The organism is Cellulophaga sp. BC115SP, assembly GCF_009905545.1.
In the GTDB taxonomy this organism is placed as follows: domain Bacteria; phylum Bacteroidota; class Bacteroidia; order Cytophagales; family Spirosomataceae; genus Flectobacillus; species Flectobacillus rivi.
This window is the reverse complement of record NZ_JAAALB010000007.1, coordinates 1-14,332: the sequence shown is the minus strand read 5'-3', so window position 1 is coordinate 14,332 and position 14,332 is coordinate 1. Positions and strand designations below refer to the sequence as shown.

12 protein-coding genes are annotated in these 14,332 nt (G+C 36.7%); 5 read left to right on the top strand and 7 right to left on the bottom strand.

Going from position 1 to position 14,332, the window contains the following annotated elements; genetic code table 11:
- Positions 1-168: 168 nt before the first annotated feature.
- Positions 169-819 (bottom strand): response regulator transcription factor, encoded by a 651-nt coding sequence (locus GVN22_RS07515; RefSeq protein ID WP_166550425.1) that lies wholly within the window; start codon positions 817-819, stop codon positions 169-171.
- A 370-nt stretch (positions 820-1,189) separates the two neighbouring features.
- Between GVN22_RS07515 and GVN22_RS07510 the strand changes: the two genes are divergently transcribed.
- Positions 1,190-1,771, top strand: coding sequence for a hypothetical protein (locus GVN22_RS07510; protein ID WP_166550424.1), 582 nt, complete (start codon positions 1,190-1,192; stop codon positions 1,769-1,771).
- A 260-nt stretch (positions 1,772-2,031) separates the two neighbouring features.
- On the opposite strand, the gene GVN22_RS07505 is transcribed toward GVN22_RS07510, so the two are convergent.
- On the bottom strand, positions 2,032-3,096 hold the full coding sequence (locus tag GVN22_RS07505; protein ID WP_166550423.1) for a branched-chain amino acid aminotransferase: 1,065 nt from the start codon (positions 3,094-3,096) through the stop codon (positions 2,032-2,034).
- A 29-nt stretch (positions 3,097-3,125) separates the two neighbouring features.
- Entirely contained in the window at positions 3,126-3,674 is a 549-nt protein-coding gene (locus GVN22_RS07500; RefSeq protein WP_095167950.1) for a cob(I)yrinic acid a,c-diamide adenosyltransferase, read from the bottom strand.
- A 414-nt stretch (positions 3,675-4,088) separates the two neighbouring features.
- On the opposite strand from GVN22_RS07500, the gene GVN22_RS07495 reads away from it, so the two are divergent.
- Positions 4,089-4,604 carry a hypothetical protein gene (locus tag GVN22_RS07495; protein ID WP_166550422.1) on the top strand — a complete coding sequence of 172 codons (516 nt, stop codon included), beginning with the start codon at positions 4,089-4,091 and terminating at the stop codon, positions 4,602-4,604.
- Between the two features lie 65 nt (positions 4,605-4,669).
- Positions 4,670-5,896 (top strand): S-adenosylmethionine:tRNA ribosyltransferase-isomerase, encoded by a 1,227-nt coding sequence (locus GVN22_RS07490; protein WP_166550421.1) that lies wholly within the window; start codon positions 4,670-4,672, stop codon positions 5,894-5,896.
- A gap of 123 nt (positions 5,897-6,019) precedes the next feature.
- Here the strand turns inward: GVN22_RS07490 and GVN22_RS07485 are convergent, their stop codons facing one another.
- A complete protein-coding gene (locus GVN22_RS07485) occupies positions 6,020-7,297 on the bottom strand; it encodes a replication-associated recombination protein A (RefSeq protein ID WP_370520400.1) in 1,278 nt (425 codons plus the stop codon).
- Positions 7,298-7,415: 118 nt separating this feature from the next.
- Between GVN22_RS07485 and dcm the strand changes: the two genes are divergently transcribed.
- Positions 7,416-8,651: a DNA (cytosine-5-)-methyltransferase gene (dcm, locus tag GVN22_RS07480; protein ID WP_166550419.1), complete on the top strand. Its 1,236-nt coding sequence runs from the start codon at positions 7,416-7,418 to the stop codon at positions 8,649-8,651.
- Here dcm and GVN22_RS07475 read toward each other — a convergent pair.
- The 3 genes from GVN22_RS07475 to GVN22_RS07465 all read right to left on the bottom strand — a co-directional run bounded on the left by GVN22_RS07475 (position 8,627) and on the right by GVN22_RS07465 (position 13,012).
- Positions 8,627-9,394, bottom strand: a complete 768-nt coding sequence (locus tag GVN22_RS07475) for an Eco47II family restriction endonuclease (RefSeq protein WP_166550418.1) — start codon at positions 9,392-9,394, stop codon at positions 8,627-8,629. The two genes, dcm and GVN22_RS07475, sit on opposite strands and share 25 nt — an antisense overlap.
- Positions 9,395-9,499: 105 nt before the next feature.
- Positions 9,500-11,029: an RtcB family protein gene (locus GVN22_RS07470; protein WP_166550417.1), complete on the bottom strand. Its 1,530-nt coding sequence runs from the start codon at positions 11,027-11,029 to the stop codon at positions 9,500-9,502.
- Between the two features lie 462 nt (positions 11,030-11,491).
- Positions 11,492-13,012 carry a TROVE domain-containing protein gene (locus GVN22_RS07465; protein ID WP_166550416.1) on the bottom strand — a complete coding sequence of 507 codons (1,521 nt, stop codon included), beginning with the start codon at positions 13,010-13,012 and terminating at the stop codon, positions 11,492-11,494.
- Between the two features lie 129 nt (positions 13,013-13,141).
- On the opposite strand from GVN22_RS07465, the gene GVN22_RS07460 reads away from it, so the two are divergent.
- The gene (locus tag GVN22_RS07460) at positions 13,142-14,146 is read left to right on the top strand and encodes a YafY family protein (RefSeq protein WP_166550415.1); all 1,005 of its coding nucleotides are present in this window, start codon (positions 13,142-13,144) and stop codon (positions 14,144-14,146) included.
- The last annotated feature ends 186 nt before the right edge of the window (positions 14,147-14,332 follow it).

Sequence of the window (14,332 nt, the reverse complement as noted above, 5' to 3'; positions counted from 1 at the left end):
ATGGTTAGGTAAATTGGTATCACAAAATTCCTGATTTTTATGGTACCTGTCAATCACATCATGATGTGATACCTATCCCCCAATACCCCTAGCAATCACTAAATCCATCTATTTTCTCTTCGTAAAATACTACTTTCAGTATTTTGAACTATCTATGGTTTTCTACTCTTACACAATTCTTTCATGAATTGCCTTTGCCACTGCCTCTGTTTGCGAATGAACATGAAGTTTGTCATATATCTTTTTGATATGCGAACGTACAGTGTCCATAGTTATACCACATTTATCAGCAATCATTTTATAGCTATTCCCTTTTACCAGCAAATTAAGAATTTCGGTTTCGCGTTCTGTAAGCTTATACGATACATTATCTGCCACACGTGGTTGTTGTTGGGGCAACATTTGTAGTACTTTTCGGGCAATACTGGAAGTCATTGGTGCTCCACCATGGTGCGCATCAATGATTGCTTCAAGCAATTTGGTAGGCGGAGTGCGCTTGAGCATATATCCTACTGCTCCCGAGCAGATAGCTTCAAAGATGTTTTCGTTATCATCAAATACCGTGAACATCAATACGTTAACCTGTGGGGCTATTCTCTTTATTGTCTTCAGACCATTAATACCATTGGCAACGGGCATATCTATATCCATCAATACCACGTCGGGTTTGTATAGGTTTACTTGTGACTCTACGTTTTCGCAGTTCACAAAAGCTCCGACTAATTCAAAACCCATAGAACCTCTCAAGAGTACCGAAAGGCTCTCTCGAAGGTCTGGATTATCTTCATACACAACTATTTTGATGGGTGATGTATCCATGTTTAATTTTCCTTTATTGATTAATTCCAAGCAGTAATAGATGTTTTTGCTTTCAAAGGTGAATAAAACCCGTGATAAGCGTCATAAATATACAAAGAAAAGCTAGAGATAGCCTTCAATCAGAGGATAAAATGAGTTAACGCCACATCATCATGTGATATGTGTATATTTGCCATGAGCACAAAAGCTCATAAGCTATTTTTTTTCTGTTATTAATACGATTAATAACGGATTCATTCGGCAAGACGCTCATTTGTGGAGTATTAATAGAAACCTAACAAACGACTCAGAAAGTTTTCTTACCTTTGTCACAATACTTTTACTGCATATTTGTTAACCATACATAGTGTTACTCAATCATTCATTTATTGTGAAAAAACAAATACTTCTCTTCTGTTCTATTTTTCTTTTAGGTGGATTACAAGCTTGCCAAGAAAAGAAAAGTAACGACCAAATTCAAGTCAATAGTCTCGATGCCACTACTAACAATCAAGGCTCAGATTTGAACAACTACTCTCCTATTTTTCAGTCAATTCTAAAATCAGATGCTGGAATGGCGAGAGGTGTATCGTTAGGTGATACATTCGACGGTATCAAAGAAAGTACGCTTCCTTCTGAAACTCAACCAGACAATGGTCGTAGCTACACAGAGTATTTTGACAATACTGACCTTAATTTTGCCGACATTTTATATAGTAAGGATAAAACCAATAAAGTAAGCGAAATTGCGATTGATGTTTATATAGAAAAACAACCAACAGTTGACAGCCTTTTTCAAGAATTCAAATCGTACTTTAATAAAAAATACGGTGCTGGAACAGACAAAACAAAAACTACCTCTTGGGAAATTGCTGATGGAAAGCAATTGCTAGTGCTTCAAAATGTAAGCACTCAAAAAGACCCAGGTTTTAAAATTGTTTTTGCTAACAAATCTGACAAAGAAGTTCAATAAGGTAATTCCCATAACAAAAAGGAGTCATTCCAAATTTAGTGATTTGTGATTGAGTGAATGAGTGATTCTTTTAAGAAGAAATTCACCGGTAGAGACACAATAGTTTGTAGCTAAAGATGTATTCCTCTGAAATATAATATCAAAAAAGCGGTCGAAAATTGTTTTTCGACCGCTTTTTTGATATTCAGTTGGAGCATAACTCAAATACCCAAATTGATGATGTCTCCAATCTGTTATTTGAGAAAATGATTTTTGAATCACTAAACTTTATATACCCAACCTCTTGAATCTTCTTTCACACCTAAACGAATTGAGTTAATTTCTTCATAAACTCTTTTCGAGAAAGCATCTGCTGGACGCTCAGGTAATTCGTAGTCTTGTCCTTCAAAACCAATCGTTGAAATTGGAGCAATAACAGCCGCTGTACCAGCACCAAATGCTTCTTGTACTTTACCTGCTTTAATTCCTTCTACTAATTCAGCTACTGAAAGTTGGCGTTCTTCTACCTCCATACCCCAATCACGAGCGATTTGTAATACAGATTTGCGAGTCACACCATCCAAAATAGTATCGCCTGTTGGAGCTGTTACCAATTTGTTATCAACTACGAACAATAAGTTCATTGTTCCTGCTTCTTCTACATATTGGTGTGTAGCTGCATCTGTCCAAATAATTTGGTCATAGCCTTCTTGTGCTGCCAACTGCGTTGGGTATAATGAACCACCGTAGTTACCTGCATTTTTTGAGAAACCAACACCACCATGAGCAGCACGGATATATTGAGTTTCAACTTTCACACGCAAAGGCTTGCTGTAGTAAGCTCCTACTGGACAGTTGAAAATCATAAATTTATACGTTTTTGAAGGCGTAACACCTACGTATTCGTCAGTCGAGAACATAAAAGGACGAATATACATAGAACATCCAGGCTTAGCAGGAATCCATGCAGAATCGAGCTTTAACAATGCCGAAAGACCTTCCATGAAGATATCTTCAGGAATTTCTGGCATACACATACGAACAGCAGACTTGTTCAAACGAGCCCAGTTGTCATGTGGTCTAAATACGAGGATTTCACCTTCAGCATTTTTGTAGGCTTTCATACCTTCAAAAATTGCTTGACCATAATGTAGCGACATCATCGCTGGCGTATAAGAAATAGGACCATAAGGTACAATTTGAGGCGTTTGCCAAGCACCATCTTTGTAATCAACCACCAACATGTGGTCAGCAAACGAGCGTCCAAAAACTAGGTTGTCGAAATCAACCGCATCAATTCTCGATTTCTCAATCTGATGAATTTCGATTTGCACTGTATCTGTCATATTAATATTGCGTTATGCTATTTTCTCAACTAAACTCTGGCTTTCCAAGCCACTTCTGCCACACCGAGTTGTTTGGCCATAAAACGGCAAAGTATAAATAAATAATCGGATAGCCTATTCAAATAACGGATAACCAAGTAATCGGTATCGTTTTCTTCTGCTAATCGTACCACTTGGCGTTCGGCTCTTCGACATACGGTTCTGGCTACATGCCCAAACGATACATGCTGATGCCCACCTGGCAAAATAAAGAATCGCATAGGTTCTAAGTCTTCATTCATGACATCCATCGCTTTTTCCAAAGCTTCGATATCACTCTCGTGCAAATCAGGAATTTGTTTCTTTGTTTGCTCTGGTTCTGAAGCCAATATCGAACCAATGGTAAATAATCTATCTTGGATTTCTTTTAAAAGGGCTTTTTTATCTGTATTTACTTCAAAATCGCCCAATAATCCAATGTAAGCATTCAGTTCATCAACAGTTCCGTAAGCTTCAATTCGTAATTCTGCTTTCGAAATTCTTGTACCTCCTACTAACGAAGTTGTCCCTCGGTCACCACTTTTTGTATAAATTTTCATGAAGAACTTAACCGTCAAAGTTTTACAACTAACCTAATTTTTTACCTTTCGAAGCTAATTCATAGCCAATCAATTAGCCCAAATGCTTAACAATACAAAGCTATGTTTTTTTTGAGGATTTTTGCTTATAAAATTGCAAAAAATAATTGTTATAACAACAAAATTTTATTTGGCATAAATCCTTCAAACTCTAGTCAATATCCATTCGACACCAAACATCCTAATGCGATTAGTCAAGAACTGAAAAAAGTCAATCGAGAATTGTTTTCACAAAATTAGAAAACCTAAGCTTTCTGAAGTAATTTTGCAGTCTGAAAAATGGGGATTTAGTCGCTCAGTCTCATGTCATTGGTTCATAAAACGTAAATCTGACTAAATCACAACCCTACCAAAGATAAGAGACAGTCTGAAAAAATGAGTGTAGAATTATTTATCTCAAGAACGTGGCGTTATGCCTCTATGTTAGCATTTGCGCTAATATTGTTGTTTACCTATCGTGGTCTACCAGATTATACAGCAGTTCACTTTGGGCCAAATGGTAGAGGTGATGGCTTCTTACCTAAAGACCAAATTTTCTATCTCTTCTTAGCCATTTCTCTGGTTGTCAACATTTTGCCTATCTCCTTGGCAAAAATGATCAATAAATTACCAGATACATCTTTCTCGTGGATTCCTAATAAAAAATGGCAAGCCAATCGTAAAGACTTAAATGCTGCCATAGGCAACTGGTTGAACTTTCTTCCTGCTTTTATTAATACTTTTTTGATTTTAGTACTTCGTGCTATTTTAACACTCAACGACGACCGCAGCTTTAATACAAGTTATTCTTACTTGCTAGTAGTGGGCGTGGTACTGACATTGGCTTGGTTATTTTATTTGCCTATCAAATTGTTATATACCAGTCCAACTGTAGTAGAAGTAGAGGATTAATTTGACCAAAATTGCTCTAATTCCGAAACTAAAAGTATCGGTACAAATACTTAATTAACAATACCATGAACGAGCATTCTATAACAGATATTAAGTTATCTGATTATACTTATGAGCTTCCTGATGAAAGAATTGCCAAATTTCCCTTGACCGAAAGAGACCAGTCCAAGTTGCAGGTATATCATCAAGGTGAAATTACACATACTCAGTTTTATCAAATCACAGACTATCTTCCACAGGGTAGTCTGTTGGTTTTTAATAATACCAAAGTAATTCCAGCAAGAATTCATTTTCAAAAACCGACAGGAGCTACTATTCAAATTTTCTTATTACACCCCATTGCTCCAACAGCGGTCATCAATTTGGCTATGGAGGTAAGCGAAAGCTGCATTTGGGAATGTATGATTGGCAACAAAAAGCGCTTTAAGAAAAATGATATTCTTCAACGTACTTTACAAGTCAATGGTCATGAGGTTGTTGTATCAGCCAAACTAGCCGATGAAGAGCAAAATCATGTAGAGCTTTCTTGGCAAAATTTGAGTAATGATACTCCTATTCTATTCGTAGATTTGATTCAATCATTAGGTGAAATCCCTTTGCCTCCTTACTTGAATCGCGAAACAGAATCTTCTGATTATGAAACTTACCAGACTGTTTATAGTGAGAAAAAAGGAGCTGTAGCGGCACCAACCGCAGGATTACATTTTACAGAAAAAGTTTTACAAAAACTTCAGGAAACTGGTTTCAAACAAGATTTTTTGACCTTACACGTTGGCGCTGGAACCTTCCAACCTATCAAGGTTGAAAATATTGTAGAACACCGCATGCACAACGAGCAGATTGTTTTTTCCAGAAATAATCTTCAGACGCTAGTGCAACACGAAGGTCCTATTATTCCAGTGGGTACCACGTCTATGCGTGCGCTTGAAAGTTTGTATTGGTTTGGAGTAAAATTAGGAAAAGATGATTCTGAATTTTTCATTGAAAAACTCTATCCATATCAGCATACAGAGACTCTTCCTAGTCGACAAGAATCATTTGCGACTATTCTAAATTTCATGGAAAGCAATGATATTGAAGAGCTTACAGGAGAAACCGAGATTTTTATTTTCCCTGGTTATCATTTCAAGGTTTGTAGAGGAATTGTTACCAATTATCACCAACCTGAAAGTACTTTGGTATTACTTATCGCCGCCCTTATTGGCGAAGATTGGCGTAAAGTATATCAAGAAGCTATGGAGAAAGACTATCGCTTTTTAAGTTACGGCGACTCATCGCTGTTGTTGCCATAATAGTAAGTTGTGAATAATAGCATCTTATACTAACTCCTTACCAGTCGGCTATCAGCTTTTAAGTCAAAACGAAAAAGCATTTTTCATTTGCCCAAAGCTGATAGCCGAAATCCCAAAGCCCTCTTAATACTGATACCACTCTCCCCAATCATTCCGCAGTTTTTGACGGATTTTTTCTTCTGCTGAATTTTGTTGTGGTTCAAATAATTTAGTTTTTTCTATCTCTTTCGGAAAAAATTCTTGCTCGGCAAAGTTCCCTTTATAATCGTGAGCATACTTATAACCTTTGCCATAATCTAAAGATTTCATCAGTTTTGTTGGTGCATTTCGCAAATGCAGTGGTACAGGGAGATTTCCCGTTTGTCTAACCAGCTCTTGTGCCTCGCCGATTGCCAAATAAGCAGAGTTACTTTTGGGAGATGTCGCCAAATAAATAACAGCCTCCGATAAGATAATCCGAGATTCAGGCATACCAACCACCCGAATCGCCTGAAAACAAGTATTAGCCATCAAAAGAGCATTAGGATTTGCCAAACCAATATCCTCAGCAGCCAAGATAACCAAGCGTCTGGCAATAAACTCTATATCTTCGCCCCCTTCCAGCATACGAGCCAACCAATACACAGCCGCATTAGGATCTGAACCCCGAATAGACTTAATAAATGCAGAGATAATGTCATAATGTTGCTCGCCATCTTTATCGTACATCGCAATATTTTGCTGCAACTTATCCACTACCATTTCATTGGTAATCTTCAATGATTCTCCAGCCTGCTGGAAATTTGTTACCAATTCAAGGATATTGTATAACTTTCGTCCATCACCTCCCGAAAACTGAAGAATAGCATCGTATTCAACAATTTCTATATCTCTATTTTTCAGAAAACTATCTTTTAGTAAAGCTTGATTCAACATCAATATCAAATCATCTTTTTCCAAAGGTTTCAGTACATATACCTGACAACGAGACAATAATGCCGAAATTACCTCAAAAGATGGGTTTTCAGTAGTAGCACCAATCAGCGTCACCACTCCTTGCTCCACAGCACCCAATAGAGAATCCTGTTGTGATTTTGAAAAACGGTGAATCTCATCAATAAACAGTATGGGTGAAGGCGTATCAAAAAACTTTTGTTTTTTGGCAGAATCGATGGTTTCGCGAATGTCCTTTACCCCCGCACTAATCGCAGAAAGTGTATGAAAAGGGCGCTTAAGGGTTTTGGCAATGATACTCGCCAAAGTAGTTTTACCAACCCCAGGAGGTCCCCATAAAATAAAGGAAGGAATCCGCCCAGCCTCAACAGCTCTGCGCAAAACAGCTTTTTCTCCAACCAAATGGTCTTGACCCACATAATCATCAAGCGTCTGCGGACGCATCCTTTCGGCTAATGGTTGCATGATTTCTATCTTTTTTATTCAAATAAAACATTCTCAGCTTCAAAATAAATCCAAAACAAATTGTTTATCAAAAAAAATAGCCTAATTTTGTAACCATTGTATAAGGTTAAACAAGGTGGTTATGGATGATTTTTTAACACTAAATGAGGCGGCTGAAATAATAGGCAAAAGTAAAGAAACTTTGAGAAGATGGGATAGAGAAGGTAAACTTCAAGCCGTACGCGAACCAATGAGTAACTATCGTGTGTATTCTCGAGAGCAATTAAATATTTTTAATGATTTTATCAAATCAAAAGAGGATAAAGAAATTTCAAACTATGAAAAACCATTATATCCTTATTCAGTAGTAGAGCTTTTTGCGGGTGCAGGAGGGTTAGCCATTGGTCTCGAACAGGCTGGTATAGAGTGTACAGCTTTGAATGAAATTGATAAATGGGCTTGTGAAACACTAAGACGTAACAGACCACACTGGAATGTATTAGAAGGAGATATAAAAAGCTTTAATTTCTCAGAATACCATAATCAAGTCGACCTGGTAACTGGAGGATTTCCTTGTCAAGCTTTCAGTTATGCAGGAAAGAAGCTTGGGCTAGATGATGCTAGGGGTACGTTATTTTACGAATTTGCCAGAGCTGTGCAAGAAATCAACCCATTGATTTGTGTCGGTGAAAATGTGCGTGGTTTACTAAGTCATGAGAATGGAAAAACACTTCAAGGCATGATTTCAATTTTGAATGAAATTGGCTATAATGTAGTACCTATTCAAGTATTAAAAGCTGTTAATTATAAGGTACCTCAAAAACGTGAACGACTTATCTTAGTTGGAATCAGAAAAGATATAGATATTCCATTTGAGTATCCTAAACCTTATAAAAAGATATATAACCTTGCTGATGCTTTAAAAAAGGGTGAGCTTTTTGACACTGACGTACCTGAGTCTGATGGAGCCAAATATCCCAAATCAAAGAAAATTGTATTAGATCTAGTGCCTCCCAAAGGATACTGGCGTGATTTACCTTTGGATGTTCAGAAAAGTTATATGGGTAAAAGCTTTTATTTAGGGGGTGGTAAAACTGGAATGGCTCGTAGAATTGGATGGGACGAACCTAGTCTTACACTAACTTGTTCTCCTGCACAAAAGCAAACGGAACGTTGTCATCCAGAAGAAACTCGACCATTCACCGTACGTGAATATGCAAGAATTCAAACATTCCCAGATGACTGGAAGTTTGCTGGTTCTACCTCTCAACAATATAAACAAATTGGTAATGCAGTACCTGTTAATCTTGGCAGAGAGGTAGGTTATTCAATTGTAAAATTTTTAAATCAGTATTACAGTTTATCAAAACCCAGATAATACTGGTAGTTTTCATACGTAATTTCATTAAGGATGGTTCTACCAGATTTTTGAGACCCATCCTTAATTTCGATTAGTGCAGAGTTTTGCTTTTTCTCAGACTCTCCAGCACTAATACTTTTCAGATAATCCTCTATCACTTTTGGTAAGACACTATATAATTGAAATAGTGCATTATCAACTCCAGTAAGTAGTTTATAAAATTGGTCTCCCGATATTTTATAGACTCTACTATGGCTATATTCTTTACCATTAATAATACTAGTCCATTTTTCGCAAAAACTTTGTGTAGCTAATATTTGTACCCAATAGCACTTTGCTTGTTTATGATCATCTGCATATCGTTTTAACTTCTGAAATAGACTTTCAGCAGCACTACTATTCATCGTATTATGCTTATTTTTAATATCAGCAAATAACGTGTTGTCAATAGCCTTAATATCAAATCCACTCAAATTTCCTTTTTCGTAACCAGCTATTCCTCCAAGTATTTCTTCATGAAAAGTTCCGATTGAATTATTGATTGATTTATCTATTTGACGTAAAATCTCAGCCTGAATCAATGCTTCCTCATCCATATTATTGAATTTTACATCAAAAACCATTTTAAAAGCATCAATTTTATTACTATAGAATTTCTTTTTATTAATATCATTTTTTGCCTTTTGATAGGATTTATAAAGATTAGCAACACAATTCAATAAGTGCTCGTCGCTAATAAATGATAAATAGGTATTTGCCATAGATGTTATTTTTAAATTTTGGATCAAAAATAAAATTTAAAAATAACAAAGCCTTCTATTTTCAGAAAAACTCCTGAGAATAGAAGGCTTATTGTTTAAAAGATTTTAGTCTTCTGCCTTTTCACGACCGTCGGCCATTCGAACGATTTTTGGACTAAACTGCGCTATTACATGTACTAAATCCGTTTGGGCATCCATGACCTTCCGAATATCCTTATATGCTTGAGGAGCTTCATCCAAATCGGCACCAATGAGTTGCACTTGTGCTTTTTTTAATTCTGATTGCAAATCATCCTTTGTCAACATACCAAGTGCTTTGGTTCTTGACATTTTACGACCTGCACCATGCGAAGCAGAATTTAATCCGTCTGGTATCCCTTTACCACGAATCACATAGCCGGGCTGAGTCATCGAGGCAGGAATAATCCCTAAATCTAGGCTACCAGCAGGCGTAGCTCCTTTTCGATGCACAATCACAGGGGTTCCATCAGCAAGGCGTTCTTCCCATGCAAAATTATGGTGGTTCTCGATTCGCTTCAGTGGGTTTTGATTGAGAGCAGCAGCAATTTTATTGTGAATCTCATGATGATTGGCTGAGGCATAATCACCTGCTAAATTCATGGATAACCAATATTCTTGCCCTTCATCACTATTCATATCTAGCCAAGCCAAATGTTTAGCTTCTTTAGGAAGCCTAGTTTTTTCCATAGCTATCTTTGAATAATGATTGGCAATAGCCCCCCCAAAGCCTCTTGAGCCCGAATGTGATAACAAAGTAAGGTATTTTCCTACGGGTAAATCCATCAGCTCATCCTGTGCTAAGACTTCCAATACCCCCCATTCAACAAAATGATTTCCCGTTCCTGAAGTTCCTAATTGTCGATATGCTTTATCTTTTAAGTCTCGAATCAATTTTGTCGCAGTCCATTCCGAGCGGTCAAAAAGTGTATCATCATATTTCTGCTTCGACTCTGATCCCATCCCAAAGAAACTATGGTATTCAAGCATTTTTTTCAACAATTTATCTTCTCGTTGAATCATCGACACAGGTAAATCAAATACGCTCATACACATACGGCAGGCAATATCGACCCCAACAGCATACGGTATAACAGTATCTGCTTTAGTGGCTAAAACCCCACCAATAGGCAATCCATATCCTTGATGTGCATCGGGCATCAATGCCCCTGCTAATGAAATAGGCAACCTCATGGCTGTTTGCATTTGGTCCAAGGCGCCTTGCTCAATGTAATTTCCTCCGTAAATTCGGTAGGATAATGCTTCTTCTCTTAAGTCAAAGTAGTTTTCTGCCTGACGACCAGTCTTAGGTAATTCATATTTAGGTTTGTTTTTCTCTGCCTCCAACAAAGATTGTCCATACTCTGATAAAACAAGTTCCTGACCTAATTCTTTCAAATGCTTGGTGTAAAGTGCCAAATTGGTGAGTTTGTTTTTGGAAAAACTAAACTTCTTTGGCGAATCTATCATTTGAGCAAACAACAACAATATATGTGACTTGGGATAAACACCATTACTTAACAAACCATTGGCTACCCTTAAAAATTTTGGATAGGCTTCTTCATGATGTACACCCAATTGTTGTAAATCTTCTTGGGTAATGATTTCTGTTTCCATTTTTTTAGAATTTGTGCAATTGTTTTAAAAGATGTAGAACTATTTTAAAAGGGATTGAAGAGGTAACAGACAAAAAGCGACATTAATAATTTGCTCTACCACTGAGCTACTGTACAAGACAGGTAGGAGTCGAACCTACGACACAATTAGCCGAAGTAGCGCTTTTTTACGACACTCTTCAATATCTTAATAAACCAAAGGCAATGAGCAAAAAGCGATGATAAAAGGAGTCGATTACATTCGAAGTATCGCTCTTTTACGGCACTCTGGTAGTTTTTTGTAAAAGCAATAGACAGGTCGAGAACGGGGCATTGCATTGCTGGAGTCGAACCAGATGACCTCATTGTATTACTCAATCACGCCATTCCTCCCCTATATTGGCTGCGAAGTATCTCAACCTTACGGCATTTTACAAAATCTTCAATATGATAGCCTGATGTTTTGAACTTAACACATCAGTATTTATAATTCTATTGATTGAATAAAGTCCACAATACTCTGTCCATTTTCTAAGGCATCGAGTACTTCAAAAACTTTATCCGACCAGCCCGCCAACAAATACACATCTCCTGATTCTACTCTCAAGGGACTTTGACCATAACCCGCCAAATCAAAGAGATATAATTTTGCTTTGGGATATTTACTCTTATACTTTTGCCAAGTCGTTTGAATGCTATTTATATTCCTATTTTGGCTATTCCATAACTGTGTATCTGTAAAAATCATGACTTTGTCAGCTTGATACTCACGTTTTAGCAAATCCTCAATTACCAAGTGTGCATTCGTCGAATATCCTACTTCGCCTTCACGTCTATGAAATGCTTCCACATTTGATAATATATTTTTGTTGGGTACAGGTATAACCTTCCAAGTATCTCCAAACATTCCTGTAATTACATTTTTGCAACGACTTTGTAAAATCATAGCTAATAACAAACCTATATCGAAATACATAAGGCTGCTTTTGGCAGATAACTTTTGCTGCATCGAACCAGAGACATCACAGGCCAAAACAACTTTAGTATCAGCACCAAACCCCTTCATATTTTGAGCACTTACCAGCATTGCTTTTTCTAACGTATCAAAAACGCCAGAAACCCGACCATCAGTTAAATTACTCAATTCTCGATAAGCAGACCAATATCTAAATGGCAATTGCTTAGCACTCTTGATGGCGCTTTCATCAGCTAAATACGTTAAAACAATCTCTAAACACTCATCTGAAATATTACTTTCCAGCATATTTCTCAGATTTCTTAGCAAAGCCATATAGCCTACTTTCTTGCTCAGAATTAGCTCTTCCCACTTGTTTTTGAAGGCTTTATTTTTTGCATTTTTACTTTCAAAATGAAGCTGTCCAAGCGCAGAAAGTTCAGTTTCCCATGTATATGGTGTTGATAAAGTATCTTGGGTGATTTTATCAAAAACTGCTTGTTGTGCTAAATCCTTAGGTTTCGGATGAACCAAGAACAAGGCATCTCTTAACTTTACCTCCGTATTTTGATTATACTTTGCAAACTGATATTCATCAAATTGATTAAAAGCCTTTGCTAAACCTTTTTGAATTTGCTTCGAAAGTCTATTCAATCGCTTTGTACCTGTTCTTTGATTAGTTTGCTGATAATAGGCTAATATTTCTGTGATCTCATCTGGTCGCATAACTACTTGCTCAATAGCTTTTCCGACCCATGCTCCTGCCTCAGCTTTTTTCGCTAACTCTACCGAAAGCACAATTGGCACAGAGCGCAAGTTCATCGAACGACGCGCATATACGGCTAATTTAGCGCAATATTCTGGCGATACTTTTTCAATCAATTGTTGTAGGCGTATTAATCGGTCTTCAGCTTTTTCGTAGAAACTGTCATGAAGCAGGCTCGAAACCGTAGCACTATATAATTCCATTTCTGGACTCAATTGATACGAAGGTACTCCTTCATAATTTTTGAGAATAGTATTAGTCTTCTTTAAGAAATTGAATTTCATGACATTAGGTTGTTTTAAATTTCTAATACAAAATTGCATGGTGTCTACGCAGTCTTTTTGCGTAGTTCAATTTATTTTTACTTTTTTGTAAAAAATATCTCAAAAATCTATAAACAGATCGAATCTAGTATGCCTACTAATAGAAATGCCCTTATCCGTTACAAAACAATCGATGCTTGTTTACAAAATCGTCAGCGGAAATGGACCTTGGAAGATTTAATAGAAAAAGTATCAGATGCGCTCTATGAATACGAAGGAATTGATAAAGGAATCAGCTTGCGTACCATTCAAGCAGATATTCAAGTTATGCGTAGTGATAAATTAGGTTATGAAGCCCCAATCATCGTTGTTGATAAAAAGTTTTATACCTATGCTGATCCTAACTTTAGTATCACAAAATCACCTATTACACAAACAGACCTTATTCAAATGAATGAAGCGCTGTCGTTATTGAAGCAATTCAAAGGTTTTTCTCATTTTGAACAATTGAGTGAAGTGGTCAATAAGCTGGAAGAACATGTTTATAGTGCTCAAGAAAAACGAAGTTCAATTATTGATTTTGAAAAAAATGAGAACCTGAAGGGACTTTCGTATTTAGACGATCTTTATCATGCAATTTTAGCTAAAAAAGCTCTTGTTATAACTTACAAGTCATTCAAAGCACGACAGGAGGGTGTTTTTATATTTCACGGATGGTGGTTAAAAGAATTTAAAAACCGTTGGTTTCTGGTAGGTAAAAGAAGAGCAAATGAAAGTATTTTACATCTTGCACTAGATAGAATCCAAAGCCTTCACATCTCCGAAGACATTACTTATCTACCAAATGATACCATTGTTCAAGAAGAATACTATAAAAATACCATTGGAGTGACTGTAAATAATCTTCGTCCACAACAAATAGTATTAAAGTTTACTCCTTTGCATGCTCCTTATGTAATTACCAAACCTTTACATCACTCACAAAAGGTTATTGAGGAAAATGAGAGAGGACTCACCATTGAATTAGCTTTACAAATCAATTTTGAGTTAGAAAAAGAAATTTTAGGTTTCGGTGATGGAGTTGAAGTTTTAGCTCCTCTAAAGCTAAGAAAGGTCATTCAAGGTAGACTAAGCCGTGCTTTAAATTATTATTAATTCGAAAAAGCAACATGATTTTCAGCTTTACTCCATCTTGTCGGGTCATTAAAATATCTATTGAGTCTTGTAAAACGAAAAAGCCACTCTTTTGGAGTGGCTTATCTACTTTGTAATATTTTGGAGCTTTTTTACTTTCCCGCATTTGATTGCAGTATCATCAACGGTACTGGGCTTAACTGCTCT

What these genes read in the sequence shown, in the direction of transcription:
- GVN22_RS07515 (WP_166550425.1), bottom strand. Translation starts at nt 819, where the DNA reads ATGGATACATCACCCATCAAAATAGTTGTGTATGAAGATAATCCAGAC.
- GVN22_RS07490 (WP_166550421.1), top strand. Translation starts at nt 4,670, where the DNA reads ATGAACGAGCATTCTATAACAGATATTAAGTTATCTGATTATACTTAT.
- GVN22_RS07505 (WP_166550423.1), bottom strand. Translation starts at nt 3,096, where the DNA reads ATGACAGATACAGTGCAAATCGAAATTCATCAGATTGAGAAATCGAGA.
- GVN22_RS07495 (WP_166550422.1), top strand. Translation starts at nt 4,089, where the DNA reads ATGAGTGTAGAATTATTTATCTCAAGAACGTGGCGTTATGCCTCTATG.
- GVN22_RS07460 (WP_166550415.1), top strand. Translation starts at nt 13,142, where the DNA reads ATGCCTACTAATAGAAATGCCCTTATCCGTTACAAAACAATCGATGCT.
- GVN22_RS07475 (WP_166550418.1), bottom strand. Translation starts at nt 9,394, where the DNA reads ATGGCAAATACCTATTTATCATTTATTAGCGACGAGCACTTATTGAAT.
- GVN22_RS07470 (WP_166550417.1), bottom strand. Translation starts at nt 11,029, where the DNA reads ATGGAAACAGAAATCATTACCCAAGAAGATTTACAACAATTGGGTGTA.
- GVN22_RS07500 (WP_095167950.1), bottom strand. Translation starts at nt 3,674, where the DNA reads ATGAAAATTTATACAAAAAGTGGTGACCGAGGGACAACTTCGTTAGTA.
- GVN22_RS07465 (WP_166550416.1), bottom strand. Translation starts at nt 13,012, where the DNA reads ATGAAATTCAATTTCTTAAAGAAGACTAATACTATTCTCAAAAATTAT.
- dcm (WP_166550419.1), top strand. Translation starts at nt 7,416, where the DNA reads ATGGATGATTTTTTAACACTAAATGAGGCGGCTGAAATAATAGGCAAA.